This window comes from Paenibacillus tabacirhizosphaerae (assembly GCF_040812395.1).
In the GTDB taxonomy this organism is placed as follows: Bacteria; Bacillota; Bacilli; order Paenibacillales; family NBRC-103111; genus Paenibacillus_E.
The window spans coordinates 129,096-148,171 of record NZ_JBFNXH010000002.1; the positions used below are offsets into that span (position 1 = coordinate 129,096).

General features: G+C 43.9%; 11 protein-coding genes. 7 read left to right on the forward strand and 4 right to left on the reverse strand.

The annotated features are described in order from the left end of the window. Window positions 1–57: 57 nt before the first annotated feature. Complete coding sequence (locus tag ABRS97_RS03505) at window positions 58–1,965, forward strand: ATP-binding protein (RefSeq protein ID WP_367811517.1); 1,908 nt, start codon at window positions 58–60, stop codon at window positions 1,963–1,965. Between the two features lie 57 nt (window positions 1,966–2,022). Here ABRS97_RS03505 and ABRS97_RS03510 read toward each other — a convergent pair whose 3' ends face one another. The 3 genes from ABRS97_RS03510 to ABRS97_RS03520 all read right to left on the reverse strand — a co-directional run bounded on the left by ABRS97_RS03510 (window position 2,023) and on the right by ABRS97_RS03520 (window position 4,169). Next, window positions 2,023–2,265, reverse strand: coding sequence for an NHLP leader peptide family RiPP precursor (locus tag ABRS97_RS03510; RefSeq protein WP_367811518.1), 243 nt, complete (start codon window positions 2,263–2,265; stop codon window positions 2,023–2,025). 67 nt (window positions 2,266–2,332) lie between these two features. After that, window positions 2,333–3,271, reverse strand: coding sequence for a hypothetical protein (locus ABRS97_RS03515; protein WP_367811519.1), 939 nt, complete (start codon window positions 3,269–3,271; stop codon window positions 2,333–2,335). A 133-nt stretch (window positions 3,272–3,404) separates the two neighbouring features. Next, window positions 3,405–4,169, reverse strand: coding sequence for a class I SAM-dependent methyltransferase (locus tag ABRS97_RS03520; RefSeq protein WP_367811520.1), 765 nt, complete (start codon window positions 4,167–4,169; stop codon window positions 3,405–3,407). A gap of 222 nt (window positions 4,170–4,391) precedes the next feature. On the opposite strand from ABRS97_RS03520, the gene ABRS97_RS03525 reads away from it, so the two are divergent. Both ABRS97_RS03525 and ABRS97_RS03530 read left to right on the forward strand, forming a co-directional pair. Then, on the forward strand, window positions 4,392–4,832 hold the full coding sequence (locus ABRS97_RS03525; RefSeq protein WP_367811521.1) for a MarR family winged helix-turn-helix transcriptional regulator: 441 nt from the start codon (window positions 4,392–4,394) through the stop codon (window positions 4,830–4,832). 26 nt (window positions 4,833–4,858) lie between these two features. Continuing rightward, the gene (locus tag ABRS97_RS03530; RefSeq protein WP_367811522.1) at window positions 4,859–5,188 is read left to right on the forward strand and encodes a DUF1904 family protein; all 330 of its coding nucleotides are present in this window, start codon (window positions 4,859–4,861) and stop codon (window positions 5,186–5,188) included. Window positions 5,189–5,302: 114 nt separating this feature from the next. On the opposite strand, the gene ABRS97_RS03535 is transcribed toward ABRS97_RS03530, so the two are convergent. After that, a complete protein-coding gene (locus ABRS97_RS03535; RefSeq protein WP_367811523.1) occupies window positions 5,303–7,561 on the reverse strand; it encodes a helix-turn-helix domain-containing protein in 2,259 nt (752 codons plus the stop codon). 276 nt (window positions 7,562–7,837) lie between these two features. On the opposite strand from ABRS97_RS03535, the gene ABRS97_RS03540 reads away from it, so the two are divergent. The 4 genes from ABRS97_RS03540 to pulA all read left to right on the forward strand — a co-directional run bounded on the left by ABRS97_RS03540 (window position 7,838) and on the right by pulA (window position 19,069). Further along, window positions 7,838–8,761 carry an ABC transporter permease gene (locus ABRS97_RS03540; RefSeq protein ID WP_367811524.1) on the forward strand — a complete coding sequence of 308 codons (924 nt, stop codon included), beginning with the start codon at window positions 7,838–7,840 and terminating at the stop codon, window positions 8,759–8,761. Window positions 8,762–8,782: 21 nt separating this feature from the next. After that, the gene (locus ABRS97_RS03545; protein WP_367811525.1) at window positions 8,783–9,673 is read left to right on the forward strand and encodes a carbohydrate ABC transporter permease; all 891 of its coding nucleotides are present in this window, start codon (window positions 8,783–8,785) and stop codon (window positions 9,671–9,673) included. 64 nt (window positions 9,674–9,737) lie between these two features. Then, a complete protein-coding gene (locus ABRS97_RS03550; RefSeq protein WP_367811526.1) occupies window positions 9,738–11,321 on the forward strand; it encodes an extracellular solute-binding protein in 1,584 nt (527 codons plus the stop codon). A 248-nt stretch (window positions 11,322–11,569) separates the two neighbouring features. Then, window positions 11,570–19,069 (forward strand): type I pullulanase, encoded by a 7,500-nt coding sequence (gene pulA, locus ABRS97_RS03555; RefSeq protein WP_367811527.1) that lies wholly within the window; start codon window positions 11,570–11,572, stop codon window positions 19,067–19,069. Window positions 19,070–19,076 lie beyond the last annotated feature (7 nt).

Here is a 19,076-nt window from a genome sequence, read left to right on the forward strand (position 1 = left end):
GTCGAATTTTAGATTATCTTGTTATTATTTGTAATTCTCTTGAGTAGGTGAGAGTTTGTGAAATCGATATATAAATTATTCTGGATCTCTGTTTTAGTTGTTATTATTAGTGGCGGTTTATTTTTGCCTCAGGCTTACGCCGAGGATGAAACGGTAGGTAAGACAATACCGGAGTGGAGCATCATGTGGGGGGATGAGCCAGAGTCGGTAGAGGGATTAGTTAAGGATTTTCCGTCTGAGAAATGGATGACCGTAACTGATCCTAAATCGTACCCAATGAATCCGGAAGATGTATCTTCCGCTTGGGTGAGATTGAAGCTTCCGCCAACAATTCCGAATCATTATGCTTTATTGATAGGTGAAGTTTTCGCACAACATCTTAAGGTGTACATAGGAAGTGAGCTAGTTGATGAAACTAACTATCATTTTCCGAAGGATGTGCAGAGGGTTTTTATTCCGCTTAGTAGTAAAGATGCTGGTAAAACAATCTACCTAAAAATGGAAACCACAATGGAACGCTTGGGGATTCATTCTGAAATAAAAATCGATGATTTCTCAATAAGCTTACGGGAATATGTTACTCAGGATTTGGGTAGTGTTATACTCGGGTTTGGTTTTCTTTTTATAGCATTGATTATGCTGATTTGTTCCATATTGTTGAAGAAAAATCAGATTCCTATTTGGATTTCTTTGAGTGTAGTCATATTGGCGATGGGAATCATTTTTATTACTTACTCTCCATTTATGACTGCAAATTTCAGTGAATATGGAATGTTATTACATGTTCTGTTTGATATATCATTAGCTGTTTTTTTACCTACCTTGAGCTTCTTTTTTGAACAAGTTTTCGAAGGTGGCAAGCTTACAATTATTCGAAGGTTTAGAAAGTTTCAAGTTGTATACTCCATATTCGCTATCTTGTGTACAATCACTAATGTTGCTTATGATTTCAAGTTTTACAAGAGCTATTTCTTTTTTACTGTCACGATATTAGGCTGCATAATGATGGTTCAATTTATTTTACTAATAGGTTACTCTATTCTGCATGCAGTAAGAGGAAATAAAGATGCGATTATTTTATCATGCGGATTTTCGATATTCTCCTTTATGGCAATTATTGATCTCATTTGGTTTTATCTTAGTTCACAGACCTATCAGATCTTTTTATGGAAATGGGGCATTGTGGGATTTATTCTTACCCTCATTGTTATTCTAGGCAGAAAATTCGCTGCTTATCAAGATCTCATGGTCAATTATTCCAAAGAACTGGAATTTTACAATCATCAGCTACAGCTTTCAGAAAAAATGGAGATGATAAGCTCTTTGGCGGCATCGGTTGCACATGAAGTAAGAAATCCACTTCAAGTCACTCGCGGTTTCTTACAGTTAGTTGCTGAGAAGACTGACGATAAAAACAAAGAATATATGGGAATTGCTATTGAAGAGTTGGATCGTGCTTCACTTATCATAACAGACTTCTTAACGTTTGCTAAGCCGCAGTTAGAGGAAACGACGGAACTGAACATTTCGAAAGAGTTGAAGTCAATTGAGGGAATTATTGTTCCATTAGCAACCTTGAATGGAGGAGGAGTGTTTTTAAACATTCCGCAAGACCTTCATATTCGTGGGAATTCATCAAAATTAAAGCAAGCGCTAATCAATATTATTAAAAATAGTATTGAGGCTTTTCGTGAGGAAGGTCAGATTCATATTTGGGCGTATGGGCAGAGTGGTGAGGTTTTCATCCATATAAAAGATAACGGAGAAGGGATTGAACCGTCCAAATTAGCCAAATTAGGTGAACCATACTTTTCTACGAAAACTAAGGGGACTGGGCTAGGATTAATGGTTACCTTTCGAATTATCGAAGTTATGAAAGGAAGCATCAAATTTAAAAGCCAAAAGAATTTAGGGACAGAGGTTATTATCCGGTTCCCGGCAATCAATCATAGTCCGAGCAAATAAAAGAGGTAATCCACAATAATTTGTGAGTTACCTCTTTTTTTTTTGCTTATGCGATGACTACCATTCTCCTAATGTGCGAACTGAACCGTCTAACGCTACTTTCGGGTTCGCAGGAATGACGAGAACTAGTTGCTCTGTAGTTTCTTCTACGGTTTTAATTTTGATGTTATCTGGAATCACGATGTCAAAGGATTCTTTTAGAGCGGCTTTGGGATCAGAGAGAAGCTGTTTTTTAAAGGATTCGTCTTCCCAAGCTTTTTGAATAATTTTTTCTTTTAAAATTTCTTCTGCTGACATCATGATCACTCCTGAATTGGGTATATTTGCCTACAAATAAAAGTATACCATGAATCTCCAATATCATCTATCAATTTTCATTGTTTTTCGACAAAAAATAGTAAAGTCCTCCAAGTGACAGCGTTTTCCTGTTTTTTTTGATTGTGTTTGCTGCGGTCAGCAAATTATTGACTAACGAATCATGGAACGACCATAACTGAGGTATTTCAAGATCCAACTGTATGAATTGCTGATGTTGGGAGGAGGCGATTTGGGAATAGTGTAGCAGAAAATCATGCACATACACATATTGTTTGACCGTTTCAGCTGATAGTTGGCTTTCTGGAGCGAGTTGAAGATGGGATGACAACATGGCTAATAAACAGTTATAAGCATCGTCTTTCAAATCCTCTTGCCAGTCTGCCCAATCATCTAGCATTTGCAAAGTTACAAGCACTTGATCGATAGCGCGGCTGGTACTTGGGATCAAATGGGGCTGATTGGAAAGCAGCAAGGCTCCTGTGCTAGCAAATTTAATAGGACTCGCTTTCTTAGCTACCTTGCCAATGTCGTCAATAAAATAGTTAGCGTTGTTTTCATTCGTAACTGCCTCTGACCATTCGATGATGTACTCCTCAAAGTAGATCCAGAAAGTCGAATCTGGGGGGAACAATTCCCTATAAATAGAAAGAAACTGTAAGTAGAATAAATTACTAAGAGGAAGTTTGGCTTTATGCTCGTGCGTCGTTGAATCCATGATGTCATCTTGGATGAAGAAGTAGAGCATTACAAAAACGTTTGCAATGGAAAGCTTTCTAATCGTTTCCGCAGGTAATGGGGCCAAGTCTTCCATCCAAAAGGGCAGTAGATAGCAAATATAATTTTTCGTGCTGTCTTCTTTACAAGCATCGAACTTGGCCAGATAATCGAGGCCAAGCCGGTCCAGAGGCGTTGGAAACTTGGAAATGATAATTTCAGATCCACTAAATACTTCAGAAAGTTGAGGTCTGTAGGCATCGAACCAGTTCATCTGTGATCAGTTCCTTTCTAGAGGAGAAGCTTGTACTTGTGTTTTGAATCAGCAGACGTTATTTATTTCTAAAAAAATGGGTATATTTACCTATGTGGATAATCATATCATGAGATACCAAGGACATCTATCATTATTTTAAGTTTTTCGACAAATTCTGAAACACCATACCAAACATATGTATCTCATGCGTGCTGGATAAATCATGAAACCATACAGCAAGTTCCTCAGAAATATCATTGGGAACAGAAGAGGTAACATTATTCTGCGCTACCAACAACATGTAATCATACAGTTTAATCTTGTTGCCGGAAGTCGAAGCGTCAATACGGTAAGTGGTTGTTCGTTGGTGAAGCAGTCCAAAGTGCTCCATTTCAATTTTAAGTGCGTCTTTTACGTCGAGGAAATGGTTTTTTCGAAGCGTTTGACGTGATTTTTTGTAATGCGTGCTGAACAAAGGCAATTGATGATTATCATTTAATTGTTCATTATCGACTTCTAGAATAACGATTTTGGATTGATCATGAGTAACACCTTTAAGCCAGTTGCAAAAGTGATGTTTATCTGGAATGTGATGAATAACCAGTCTTAAAATAACGACATCAAAGAGCTGATTCACTGGTAATTGCTCATAGCTCATATGGTGAAAGGTCATTTTCTCATTCGTTCTTCGTACAGCTCTCTCGTAAATATTTTCCTCATATTCGACGCCTGTTAGTCGAGCGGACGGAAAGCTGTCATGGATCCTGTTCATGTAAGCGCCATTGCCGCAGCCAACATCAAGAATCCTTTTGCCATGAAGATCAATCGCAGAAAGAAACAATTCCTGCTCTATCGGATAAAAAAGTTCTGTTGTAATCTTCAGCATGTTATCGAATCTATCTACTTGACTACTCATCCATTTGCACTCCCTTGCATGATTAACTTTATTGACCTGGCAATGCTGGGTCTCCCAAAATATGCATACATCTATTCAAGCATACGTTAAAATTGTTGAAAAGTCATCGGATGGCCTGTCCAATATTACAATATGCATCGCATTGACAGAGGCTCGATTATTCTATACATTTGAAACAAATCGATTGTTCACAATATGACTCTTGGAAAGGAAACAGATCTTATGAGCAGCAATGAGTTTTTGAAGCTCGAAAATCAGCTGTGTTTCAGTCTCTACGCAAGCTCGCGGGCAATTACGCGGATGTATCGGCCATATCTTGAGGAGCTGGGGATTACGTATCCGCAATATTTAGTTCTGCTGGTTTTGTGGGATCAGAAGGAAAGTACCGTCAAAGAGCTGAGCGAGAAACTTGACTTGGATTCAGGCACGATGACCCCTATGCTGAAGCGGATGGAAGCGCAGCAGCTCGTCTTGAGGCAGCGATCAGCGGAAGACGAACGGATTGTCAACATACGGATTACGGAGACCGGGATGGCCCTCAAGGAGAAAGCGTTGTGCATCCCGCAGGCGCTGCTTGCTTCCTGTGGATTGTCGCTCGAAGAAATATATAGCTTTAATGATCAGCTGAAACGAATTATCAACAGTGTAAATGCGCACAATTAGTTTTTGCTGCAGGAGGAGGGCTTTCATTGCCGAGAATAACGGTAAGAGGATTAACGGTGGAACAGGTTTGCAGTCTAAGTGAATCATTGATCGAACAGCTTGCGGGCATATGCGATTGCGAAACCGATAATTTTACGTTGGAATGTGTCAGTCATACTTCGGTATTTGCCGGGAAACGATGCGAAACCTATCCATTTATCGAAGTTGCCTGGTTCGAAAGGGGTTCTGCGATCCGCGACCTGGTGGCCGGTTCTATAACAGGCCATGTACGTGCTCTGGGCATTCCGGAGGTTGAAGTCGCATTTACCACCTATGAGAAAGAGGCGTATTATATTAACGGAAAGCCCTGCGGATAAATAACGTGCAGGCGAAAACAATGCAATGCCGTAGTAGTTGGTTTTGTTCATACAGAAGGGCTGGTCCGACAGATATGATCTGTTATCGGATCAGCCCTTCTTATTTTAGGGAAATCATCCCGAATGCTGTGTGTACTGTCTCCTGAAGTCATTGGGCGTAATGCCGTTATGCTTCTTAAACATTCGATAAAAATAAGAATCGCTGGTAAATCCCGTCTTTAACGCTATTTCAGCCACGGAGAAAGTTGAGTGCATGAGCAGCTCTTTAGATTTTCTCATGCGTACATCAGCCATAACATCTGTAAGCGCTATCATCGTGTGCTGTTTATATAGCCTGCTGATATAAATCGGCGACATATCCAGTTCATCGGCAATGGCATTCAAGGAAAGATTCTGATTGGCATATTCTCTTTCAATAATATCATTCATTTTTTTAATTAATTCCACGTGCTTCAGGCTTCTTTTTTCATCCAACTTTTTTTGCAGCTGCTCGAACAAGCGGCGGAATTGCACATGGATTTCTTCGATCGTCTCGACTTGATTCAAAGAAGCTATCGTCGTATCCAAATAGAGGTAACCGGCGATGGCATTGTTTTTATTGATCGTCGTGAGCACGTTATTGACGGTTAAGGTTAAATGGGAGATCGCTAATTGAATAACGGAATAAGGGTAGTCGGCGGTCTCCCGTACGATTTCGGCATAGATATGTTCTGCTTCGGTCGAGTCTCCGGTCATTAAGCAATCAATCAATTGCTTCTCCTTTTGCACGGGGAATTTATACTCTTTGGACCGGTAGCTCATGATTTCCTCTGACCAAATGATGCAGCCATGGCCTTTGAATAATCGATGGTGAGAGGCTTCCAAAAGCTGTTTATAGAGATGCGTGCAAGCTCCTAAATGTGCCTGGATAGGACTTATCGTGATGGAGACAGACAACTTGATATAAGTAGCAATGGAAGCTTGCATACTGTGCAGTATGTCAAGAAAAGCGTCGTGATGCCACTCGTATTCGGCATCTTGAGCCGTTAGCAGCAGCAAGATATGATCATCGCCCATGTCAATGGCTTCAGTTTGAAAGGTCGGGCCGCTGACTTCAATGCCAATATTCATCACGGCATATCTTAATAATTTAAACTGATCTTGAAATTGCTCCACTTTTTCGGCAAATTGATCGATTTTGACTAACAGTAACAGGGAAGGGTGAGCAATATTGATGCTTGAGCCAAAATAACGCAGCTTCCCTTGCAAAGCCACAGGGTCGTAAATTTCACGACCTGAGAACATATTCCGCAGAAAATCCTGACGGAGGATTTGCAAATGATCCCTTTTCTCGATTTCCAGCGTTTTCAACTTGCGTATCACTTTATCAATCGGATCAAACAGCTTCCGTGAAGTGAAAATCGAAATGAGCAATCCGGCAAGCAAAATGCTTAAGCCGATATAAATCGTCTTGGCTCTCATGCTTGTAATTTCCTGGGTAATAATGGCGTAAGGCGTTGTTCGCACATAGCGCCAACCCAAGGTATCGGGAGCAGTGTATGAAATTAATGATTTGACACCGTTTACATTATCTACGAAATAACCGGGCAAGGAGGCATTTTCCTTGATCTTGCGGATATAATTTTTATTCGAATAATCGCTTAATACCGGATTAGTACCATCAGTCGAAAGGAGCAGGCCCTCCTTATCTATAATGAATTCGCTATTGAAATGGCTGTTTGGCATGTTTTTCAGGGAATTGTTAATGAACGATTCCGAGATATTTACGATAATGGCTGAGTTTAGAGATTTGTTTATGTTTATCGCATCATAGCAAAGATAGGAATAAATACCGACTTTTGAAACCGTGGGCTGATCGATATTGGTGGGATTGAATGTCCTCGGTACAGGCACAAAAGGTGTGTAATCCTGGAAATGATCCAGAATATCGACCATACTCCGGTCGCCTAAGGTGGATTTGGTTTGAATCCCGCTTTGAAAATTGTTGGAGCTGACATAGAAGAGCTCTGATTTGCCATTATACACATAGATGGAATCGATAAACGGCATGGCCAAGCGATAATTATTAAGCTGAGTCATGGCGCTTGTGACGTCATAGATATCAGGTTTGTCATAAAACAACAACCTGGTCACAACGAAATCCCGATAAATTTGGAAAGAGAGAGAAGTTGCCGTTTCAGTCACTTTCAGAATCTCCTGAGAAGTTTGCGTCAGACTGTTAGAGTCGGATTCGTACACTTGCTTTAACGCAATATGATCGAAATTCACGTATAGAATCGTCGAGGATACAAGAAGGGTGATAGCTATGGATAAGACAATGCTCATTAAAATGTTGCGATATACCCGCTTATTGTCCCTAGTGCGCTTGCCCATATGAACAGCCTCCCCCTGGTTCGTAGGAAAAGTATATCGTACCCAATTTACGGTTGCAATGGAGAGCAAGCGGTAAAATAACAGAAAAACCGTATAAAAATCCGATAAATCCATGAATGTTTAAAATGTGCATAGCCTGATGAATGATTCTGTCTGCAAATCGTTCATATTTGTGCGAATAACTTCAGTTTCGCGAATGGAATCGATGGGGATATAATGCGAGCATGGCACACAAACAGCACCATCTATAAAATGAGATAGGGGAGGTTTCGCAGCATGCTACGGAAGAATGGTTTCTTATACGAGCTAAACAAAAACAAAATTTTGTTTCTCATGATAGCGCCAACCTTACTGTTCTTCTTCATTAATTCTTATGTACCTATGGTTGGGATTTACTTCGCTTTTACCCGATTTGATTTCAGCGGAGGATTGTTCGGGAGTCCATTTGTCGGACTGGACAACTTTAAGTTCTTGTGGAAATCAGGAGCGCTGTGGACATTGACAAGAAATACGGTGAGCTACAATCTTGCCTTCATTTTATTGGTGAATGGCGCAGCGATTTTTTGTGCAATTGTGCTAAGTGAAATGAGAGGCAAAGTGTTTAAAAAGATTACGCAATCGGTTATGTTTTTACCTTATTTTATTTCTTTCGTCCTCGTGAATGCGATCGCATACAACATGTTCAATTATGAAACAGGTTTTATTAACACAACATTGAAAGCGCTTCAGTCAAACCCCGTTGATATTTACAACACGCCTGCTGCCTGGATTTTTTTATTGGTTATCTTCTACGTATGGAAAAATCTGGGGTATACCATGGTTATTTATCTGGCATCGATTACAGGCATTAGCGACGAATATTATGAAGCGGCCAAAATAGACGGAGCGAACATTTTTCAGAGAATCTGGTCGATTACGCTTCCGATGTTGAAACCGACATTTGTTATTCTGCTCTTGTTTGCTTTGGGCACGATTATGAAAGGTCAATTCGATCTATTTTATCAGCTTATTGGCAACAACGGGATCTTGTACAACACGACAGATATTTTGGATACGTACGTCTTTCGTTCGCTCAAAGTGACCTTTGATATCGGAATGGCAACTTCTGCCGGTCTGTTCCAGTCTTTCTTCGGTTTCGTTTTGATCATGACGGTGAATTATCTGATTAAAAAGTCGAACGAAGATTACGCGCTTTTCTAGCCTTAGGAAGGAGGATTCCAAATGAAGATTAAAGGCACTGATTCTCTTGCATTCAACATCATTTCGTATCTCATTATCATGGCTATCTCTGTGATTTGCATATTTCCCTTCTTGCTGCTGCTGTCGGGGTCGTTCACCGATAATGAATCCATTATTCGCGACGGTTATCATCTGATTCCGAAACAGTTCTCTTTGGCGGCCTATGACGCCGTTCTCACATTCCCGCAGAAAGTGTTAAAGGCTTACAGCGTAACGATTATCGTTACTGTTGTCGGTACAACGCTCGGCTTGTTTATGATGACGATGGCCGGATACGTGCTGCAAAGGAAAGATTTCAAATATCGGAATCAGCTTTCATTTTATATCTATTTTACGACGCTTTTCGGCGGCGGCCTTGTTCCTTGGTACATCATGATGACGAAATATTTGCAGCTGACGGATACGTATGCGGCGCTTATTTTTCCAGGGCTGATGACCCCATTCTTAATTATTTTGATGAGAAGCTTTATAAAGTCCTCGATACCGGAGGAACTGACCGAGTCATCGAAAATCGACGGGGCGAATGATTTCACGATTTATTATCGTGTTGTGCTTCCATTATCGATGCCAGGCATAGCGACAGTAGGCTTATTCCTAGCGCTGCACTATTGGAACAGCTGGTTTTCTTCTTCGCTATTCATTAACGATCCGAATAAATACGAGTTGCAGTATTTCTTGTATAACATCATCAATGCTGCCTCTTTTATATCCCAGCTGGGCGTAAGCACAGGAGTGTCGCTAGGACATGAAATTCCATCGGAATCGACGAAGCTTGCGATGGCTATGATTGTCACAGGTCCGATCCTATTCCTGTATCCCTTCGTTCAACGGTTTTTCGTCAAAGGCTTAACCATTGGCGCTGTGAAAGGTTAGAACTGATTCGGATTTATTCCGTCAGCTAACATAGATGAGGTATGATATAAAAGGGAGGATTAAGATGAAAAGCCAAGCCAAAAAGATGTACAGCGTTACGATGACACTCGCACTCGCAGGCACCGTTGCTGCCGGATGCAGCAGCACAACGGCTCCTGCGACAAGTCCTGGCGCAACAACGACAGCACAAACCACGAGTGCGGCTGAGGCTACGAAAGCACCTGGCAGTCTTGACACGTCGAAGAAAGTCGAATTGCAATTTTATATGCTAGGGGATGCGCCAAAGGACCTACCTGTTATTGAAGCTGAAATTAATAAGTTGGCGCTGAAAGATTTGAATGCGACAGTCAAGTTTAATTTCACCACATGGACAGATTGGGATCAGAAGTATAAGCTGCTGCTGTCTTCAGGCCAACCAGTTGATTTAATTTTCACAGCGGACTGGACGCAGTACCAGGCTTATGCGAAGAAAGGGGCTTTCCTGCCGCTAGACGACCTGCTTCCCAAAGCAGCGCCGAAATTAAACAGTTTTGTTCCGAAAGATATGTGGGATGCAGTGAAGATCGACGGCAAAATCTATACAGTTCCAGCAACCTACAAAGAATACGTGACAACAGGCTTTGTCTGGAGGGAGGATTTGAGAGCGAAATTCAATCTTCCCAAACCGGACTCGCTTGCCAACTTTGAGGCGTATCTTGCAGGTATCAAGAAGAATGTTCCCGATATCATTCCGCTCGCCGCTAATAGCGATGTTAAAACAAATCTGTCCGACCTGTACAAAAACTTAAACGTCGATCCTATCGGAGCATTACCTTACGGCATTCAAATTCCGTATAAAAATCCTGGTGAAGTAACTTCGTATTGGGGTTCCCCGGAGCACCTGAACGAGCTGAAAACGATGAAAAAATGGCAGGATAGCGGCTATATGTCGAAAAACGTGCTCAATGTCAAGGATTCGATGACAGATTTGATCACAAGCGGCAAAGCCGCAGCTAATATAGGCGATAATCCAAGCCGCTTCAATGATCAAAAGATTAAAGTTGCCGGCACACATCCGGATTGGCAGCTTGAATACTATGCCGCACCGCTGATTAAAGGGCATGCAGAGCCTGTCCATCCGATTCACAATGGCTTCGCAGTGCCTAAAGGAAGTAAAAATCCGGAAAGAGCACTGGCATTCTACGAGAAAATGGTTCTGGATAAAACCTACAATCAATTAACCGAATATGGCATCGAAGGAAAGAACTATAAGGTCGATAATGGCTACTACACGATGATCGGCGATACGAACAGCAATGGTTTCCCGAGAGAATCCATGCAAGGCTGGGCATGGAGAAATCCTGAATTCATGCTGTTCGACAAAGGTTATGACGGCGTGAAACAAATTTTCCAACAACTCGATAAACTGCAGTCGCCTGACAAATACACCGGCTTCGCTGAAGACTATACAAGCTACCAAGCTGAAAGAGCGGCGCTTGAGCAAGTGGAGAAGCAATACCTCTATCCGCTTGAAGCGGGTCTGGTTGCTGATGTGGATAGCGGACTTAAAACCTTCATGGAAAAAGCAAAAGCAGCCGGTCTAGAGAAAATTCAGGCGGAGTATAAAAAACAATGGCTTGAATATGTGAAAAGCTCGGGCATCAAATAAGCGAAAAGGAAAGAAAACGAAATTGACATAAAAGCGTTTTCAATCTATATTTGAAATAAGAATACTGACAACCTAAGGGCACTGATTTTCGGATGCTGACCGAAAACAACCCCGTTATCTCTTTTTGAGATAGCGGGGTTGTTTTTATTTTTCAAGGGAGGTGGAAAGAGCTCAGGTTTATATGCAAACGTTTGCATTTTGTTTGCATAGATGTTATTTAGTCTACTATGAAGAGGAGAGTATCACTTATGAAGCGGATTCGGCTTAGAGGCATTTCTGTTTTGTTAACGCTTTCGATGCTGTTCGGGCTGGTTGCAAACCTTGCAGCAGTTCCGGTCGCATCGGCGGTCGCGTCATCAACTGTTCAAAGTCCGATTTTTAACGAAGATGGTAGCGTGACGGTTTCTGTAACCTCTGTTACATACGATACTTATGTGAACGGAAACTTTGTTGATTGGTCCGCTGAGAATTTCAAACCATTGGTCTACACCGGTCTGGTTGACGATAATGGCACAATCAAGAATGTGCTTTCTTATACGTTTACGAAAGATGATCTCAATAAGACGAATGGAAGCTTGGCCTATAAATTTTTCCAAGGGGCAAGCTGGAATAACGGGCATGCGGATGAAAGCAACCAATCGAGTAAAACCTCAGATGGAAATTCGATTGTTCACTTCATGGATCTGGAGGCCGGGTCAGCCCAAGTCAAACCAGGCGGTACACTTGCAGTGAAAGCCTCCCGCTATCTGGGAGACAATAGCAAAGTCGATTTAACAGCCGATGCCGTATGGTCATCTGACTCTGCCAAAGTCACGATCGACGGAGCCGTTATTTCTGTAGCTGCGGATGCCGTTATCGGATCGAAGGCAACGATCTCCGCTGTGTATCAGGGCGTTACGGTGAAAAAAGAGATTTCAGTTGTAGGTGGTACGAATGATGGGAATTATACGTTCCGTTATGCGAACAACAGCAGTAAGCTGTTCGTAGTCGGCTCATTTAATAACTGGGACAACACAGGGATTGAAATGACCAAAGGCGAGGATGGCTATTTTACAAAAACATTATTCCTGGGTGCGGGGAGACACGAATATAAATATGTGCCTGTATCCAAGTCTTGGGATAATGGGATAGGGAACAACGGTGGGAATTTTGTTTTGATCCTTCCGGGCATCTCGACCAATATATCCACAGCAACGAAAGGGGATACGGTCCAGTTAAAGGGGACATCGTATGACAGTCAAGGGAATGCTTCTTCCGTTACACCGGAATGGTCGCTGAAGCAGCCTGTCTCGGGTGTCAGCATTCAAGACGACAAGCTGACCATTGACCGTGCATCGACGCTGAACGACGGAGATACGTTCGTTTTGTTGGCAACCAAGGATCATATTTCTTATGAAAAACAGATCACGATCGTGGATCGACGCTTAACATCGGCTTTAATGGATTCTCCGAACACGATTCATGCTTTTACCTCATCGCCTGTGACAGAGGATGATTTGAACACGTTCAAACTTATTGACAAAAGCGCCAATGACCAACAATTCCCACTAGTTGCGCGCAAAATCGGCGATAACAAAGTGCAGTTGACGCTTTCAGATACGAGCGCTTTCGATGTCAGACATTTGTATCAGGTAGCGAATGACAGATTTCAAGCGAAGACGGTCATAATGCGGAACATCCTGGATGATCCTCGCTATTTCTATAGCGGTGATGACCTCGGTGTGACGTATAACGCCGCCGCAAGCACGTTTAAAATATGGGCGCCTACGGCAGTGAACGTTACGCTTAAGCTGTACACGGATCCATCAGCAGCGGATGCCTCGGGTACAGATCAAGCAATGACAAGAGCCGATAATGGCGTTTGGTCGACCGTTGTCAATAAAAATTTGGCCGGTACGTATTACAAATACCACATCTCATTTGCCGACGGAACAGAAACGTACCCACTCGATCCTTATGCGAAGGCATCGTCGGTCAATAGCGTTAAATCGGCCATTGTCGACCTGTCGGCGACGAACCCAGCCGGCTGGAATCCAAGCTTTAAGCCGCCGGCGATGAATGCGACGGATGCTGTTATCTATGAGCTGCATACGCGCGATTTCTCCATGGATGAGAATTCCGGCATCTCTGCGATCGATCGCGGCAAATTCAAGGCATTCACGGAAACGGGCACAACGCTTACGGGACATCCCGATGTCAAAACAGGCGTCGATCATTTGCAAGAGCTGGGGATCACCCATGTGCACTTGCTTCCGTTCTATGATTTCGGCGTAGTCAACGAGTTCAAGGTGGATGATCCGAACAGCACGGAACGCAAATTCAACTGGGGATATGATCCCGTCAATTTCAATGTTCCGGAAGGATCCTATGCGACCCAATCGGCGGTCGAGGATCCGGCAAGACGGATCACTGAGCTCAAGGCGATGGTTCAGTCGCTGCATAACAAAGGCATACGATTGGTGTTGGACGTGGTTTACAACCACACCTACCAAACAGGACAGTCCGGCTTGTCTACGGACAATTCGGTCTTTGACAAAGTTGTCCCCGGATATTACTACCGAACTGATGAGACAGGCGTTTATACGAACGGTTCGGGTGTGACAAACGACGTGGCGTCTGAAAGACCGATGGTGCGGAAGTATATGAAGGATTCGGTCAAATATCTAGCTGAACAGTACAATGTGGACGGCTTCCGCTTCGATTTGTTCGCGTTGATTGATACAACGACTATGAAGCAAATAACGAGTGAACTGAAGGACCAGATCGATCCAACGATGATCGTTTACGGTGAGCCATGGACGGGCGGGAATACAGCGCTGCCGATATCCATGCAAACGCTCAAAGGTGCTCAGAAGGATACGGATTTTGCCGTGTTCAACGATAACTTCCGCGATGCGATCAAAGGCGACAATGATGGTACCCGCAAAGGCTTTGCCACGGGCGAGCCCGGCAGAGAGGCGTTGATTGTCAGAGGGGTCAGAGGATCTATCGAAGATTTCACGAACAGTCCTACGGAAACGGTTAACTATGTGACGGTTCACGATAATTTGAACCTGTGGGATAAGGTATTGACGACGCAAGGAATCGACGCGCAAACGAATCCATTCGCCACCGTGGACGCGGCTCACGTGATGGACAATGAAACAGTCAAACGCTCACTCTTAGCGAATTCAATTGTTCTTACATCCCAAGGCGTACCGCTCTTCAACGCGGGAGATGAGCTCCTGCGCAGTAAGTTCGGCGATAGAAACAGCTATGCAAGCTCGGATGAAATCAATAAGATTCGCTGGGCGCAAAAGGAACAGTATAAGCCCGTGTTTGATTACTACAAAGGGTTAATTGAGCTTAGAAAATCACACCCAGCCTTCCGGTTGGACACGAAAGCAGCTATTAATCAAAACCTGCAAATATTGAGACAAGATGGCAACGTCGTAGCCTTCCAACTGAAGAACAACGCAGGCGGCGACAAGTGGAAAAACATTGTAGTTATTTATAATGGGAACAACACAGCTTCGCCTGTGGCACTTCCATCTGCGGCCAATTGGCATGTCGTTGCCGACGGAAATCAAGCAGGCAATACAACGCTTCGCACAGTAAGTGGAAGCTCAATTGACGCTGCCGGGTTGTCTATGACGGTGCTATACGACGAAGAAACCAGCTCGCAGTCCGTCCCTTCAAGCATCAGTATAACGCCTGAAGGACTAGGGCTGAGCCCGGGAACTTACAAATTCGCAAGCGCAGTCGTAAGAGATCAGGCAGGGGCGGCCATGATTGGGCAGCAGGTAACCTGGCTCTCTTCCAACCCAGCGGTAGCAACCGTTAGCAGCAACGGGAAAATTAGCGCGATCGCAAACGGCTCTGCAGATATTACAGCAATCGCCGGTGCCTCAACCGCAACGATTACTGTCCATGTGGCACCGCTTGTGCCAACGAACATCTCCGTTTCAGGCGGCAGCTCCGTCTATGCGACTAGAACTTTACAGCTTGAAGCCAAGGTGAAAGATCAATTCGGTCAGGATATGCTTGGAGAGAACACTACATGGACAGTTTCGGACAGTAGTATCGCAACGGTGGATGCCAGTGGGTTAGTCACGGGGCAAAGCGCGGGCATTGTGACGATTAAGGCCTCTGCAGGAAGCGGTGCCGGAGTTATCACAGCAACTAAACAAATTAAAGTTAAGCCAAATGTAAAGCATTATATTGAAGTTCAATATGTAAGGCCGGATCAGAAATATGATGACTGGAACTTATGGGTATGGAACACTGGCGCGAGCGACGGTCAGATCAATTTTGAGCGCGTTGTAAACGGCGTTGACATTGCACGGATTGAAGTCGCACCTGAAACGACGAATGTCGGCTTTCTTCTGCGCAAAGGAACGGATTGGGCAACAGCGAAACAAGACATCCCAGATAACCGTTCCATCCTTGTTAATCCGGATGATGTGTATACCAAAGTTATTTTGACCAGTATGGTCAATGAATTGAACATCCTACCTTCCGTTCAAGGACCTGTGCTATCGGATCATAAGATTACCTTCTACTACCGAGATGACGCACTGTTCCAGAGTGGGCAAATGAGTGATATTACGGGTGTTGGGGTGAAAATCAATGGACAGTTGCATCCGATGGCGTACAGCACAGCGGAGGAACGTTTTAGTTATACGTTGTCAGATGCACAAGTTGGAACATATACGTATACCTTCCTTGTGACCAAGGCAGGGCAAACAACGGAAATTACTGATCCCAAGAACACGGTTGACGGCGTATCGACGGTCAGATATCACAATCCAGTGATCACAGTTAACGCTGCGGTAACGCCGAATGAGTTTTCGTACGATCAAAATGCTGTCCTGAACGTGCAGCTGTCGTCTTCAGAGTCAGTCAATTATAAGGAAATGTATGTGGACTTGACTCCACTTGGAGGCCCATCCAAAGTAGCCATAGATAAGGAACTTCAAGCACTGACGATTGCGGCTACGCAAAGTACACCGGCAGGACTAAAGAATTTGACGGTAACAATTATCGACGAGTATGGCAATCAGACACATAAGACTGTTCCTGTCACGATTAAGTCCAAACAAACGGCAAGCGGAAGTCTGGATTTCGACTGGGATGAAGCACGAATTTATTTCATGTTGACGGATCGTTTTTCCGATGGGGACAGCACGAATAACCAGAATGTAAAGAAAGAGCATCCAGAGGCGTATCATGGGGGCGACTTCCAAGGCATTATTAATAAAATCGATTATTTGAAAAATCTGGGCATCAATACGATTTGGATCACACCGATTGTTGATAATATTGATTTTAACAAAGGTGTGGATTTCGGGGATACTCAGTATGCATACCATGGTTATTGGGCTAAGAATTTTACGCAAATTGATGAGCATCTTGGCGATCTCAGCAAGTTTAAAGAGCTTATCGATACTGCGCATGACAAGGGCATTAAAATTATGGTTGACGTAGTCTTGAATCATACCGGATACGGTCTAAAGCAAAGTGACAACAGAGAAGGGATTACGCAAGCAGATAAAGACCGATTTGCAGGCATGCTGAGGACCGATGGCGTTCAAGCGGCGGTTCAGGGCGAACTTGCAGGGCTTCCTGATTTCAAAACGGAAGATCCTGCCGTTCGCGCCAAGCTCATTGAATGGCAAACGAGTTGGTTAAAACGTGCCACCACGGATCGTGGCAATACCATTGATTATTTCCGCGTCGATACGGTATCCAATGTAGATAATACGACTTGGAAGGCATTCAAGAACGCTTTAACAAAGCTTAATCCAAATTTCAAAATGATCGGCGAGTATTTCGGAGCCAGTCTGGAGAATAATGGTGGAACTTTAAAGAGCGGTCAAATGGATTCCGTATTGGATTTTGCATTTAAAGGGCAAGCAGAGGATTTTGTCAAAAATGGCAATGTTGACGGCGTTGAGACCTATTTGGAAGACCGCGATACGAAGATAAACAACACGGCGATGTTGGGACAATTCCTAAGCAGTCATGATGAGAACGGATTCCTCTCCGAAAGAATCGGCAATGACGAAGGAAAATTGAAAGTAGCCGCATCGCTGCAAATCACTTCCAAAGGGCAGCCTGTCATTTACTATGGGGAAGAATTAGGGCAATCCGGTAAGACAGGCGGTGATTTCAGCAAGGGTGAATTCAGTGGAAACCGCAATGATATGCCTTGGGATAAATTATCTGATCCCAAAGAAAAAGCGCTGCACGATCACTACCAGAAATTGCTGCAAATTCGTGCGAAATATTCCAAAGTTATTTCGAAGGGCACAAGAACCAAGTTAGCAGGCTCGAATGCAGAAGGTTATCTCGTGTTTGCTAAAAACTACGAAGATCAACAGCTCGCAATTGGATTAAATACAACGAATACAGCTAAAACCATCAAGTTTACTGTTCCATTTGCTGCCGGAAGCAGCGTGTTGGATGCTTACAGCAATCAAGTGCTGACAGTTGATGGAGACAGGAAAGTGACAGTACAACTGCCAAGCCGTGATGACGGCGGTACAATTGTCTTGGTGCCGCATACAGTCGATCCAACGGATACAAATCCATCCAGCCCGTCAACCGGAAGCGTCTCCTCAGGAGGAGGCACGCCAGCTGCGCCAAGCTCATCTGCCGATACCTTTGTCGTTCCATCCGGATCGCTGAAGAAAGACGGAAATGGGACTGCATCTATTCAAGTAGAGAAAGGCAAGAAAGAGGTACTTGTATCGCTGGATGATATCAGGTCATTAGACGCTAATTCGCTGCAAATCAAGCAAGGCGATCTTACAGCACAGTTGCCTGCTCAGGTATTGAAAGCTCTGCAACAACTGATTCCTGCTGAGCAAGTGAAAGACGCGCAATTATCATTTAAAGTTAGCCCGATTCAAGCTGAAGATGTCCAGAAACTATTAAATAGTTCGGCTCTTCAGGCAGGCGAGCTTGTGAAGTCTGCAAGCACAGCCTATACATTTACGCTATCGGTCGTAAGTAAAGATGGAAAAGCGACGAAGCTGGAGCGCTTTGAAAAACCAGTTACTTTGACATTTACCGTTGCTCCTGGCGTTGATTCGTCACTCGTCGGCATTTATTACATCTCCGACGCTGGACAGTTGGAATATGTCGGAGGAACACTGGTTGACGGTGTAATCAAGGCTGAAGTCTTCCACTTTAGTTCATATGCTGCACTGGCCTATACCAAAACCTACCAAGACGTAAAGGCTAACCACTGGGCTGCTCCCGTCATCCGAACGCTCACGGCGAAGCATGTCATCGAGGGTGCTACAGCTGATTCATTTGCTCCTGAACAGCAGGTCACCAGAGCACAATTCACCGCGATGCTGGTGAGAGCATTAGGGCTGAAAACGGGCGCATCTTCGAAATTCACAGATGTGAACACAGCAGACTGGTTTGCCGGTGCAGTTGCGGCAGCCCATGCATCGGGCCTTGTAAGTGGACGCGACGAACAAACCTTCGCGCCGAATGATTCCATCACACGCGAAGAAATGGCCGCGATGATCGTCCGCGCTTATGAATTCAAAACGGGTCATCCGGCAGCTGAAGCGGCGAACGCATCCTTCGAGGATCAAGCAGCTATCAGCGCCTGGGCGGACGGCTTCGTGAAGAAGGCAGTTTCCGCCGGACTGCTTCACGGCAGAGACAACAACTTGTTTGCGCCACAGGGCCAAACGACCCGCGCGGAAAGCGCGCAGGTTATCTATAATTTGCTGCAAGCACAAAATTAGTCAAAAC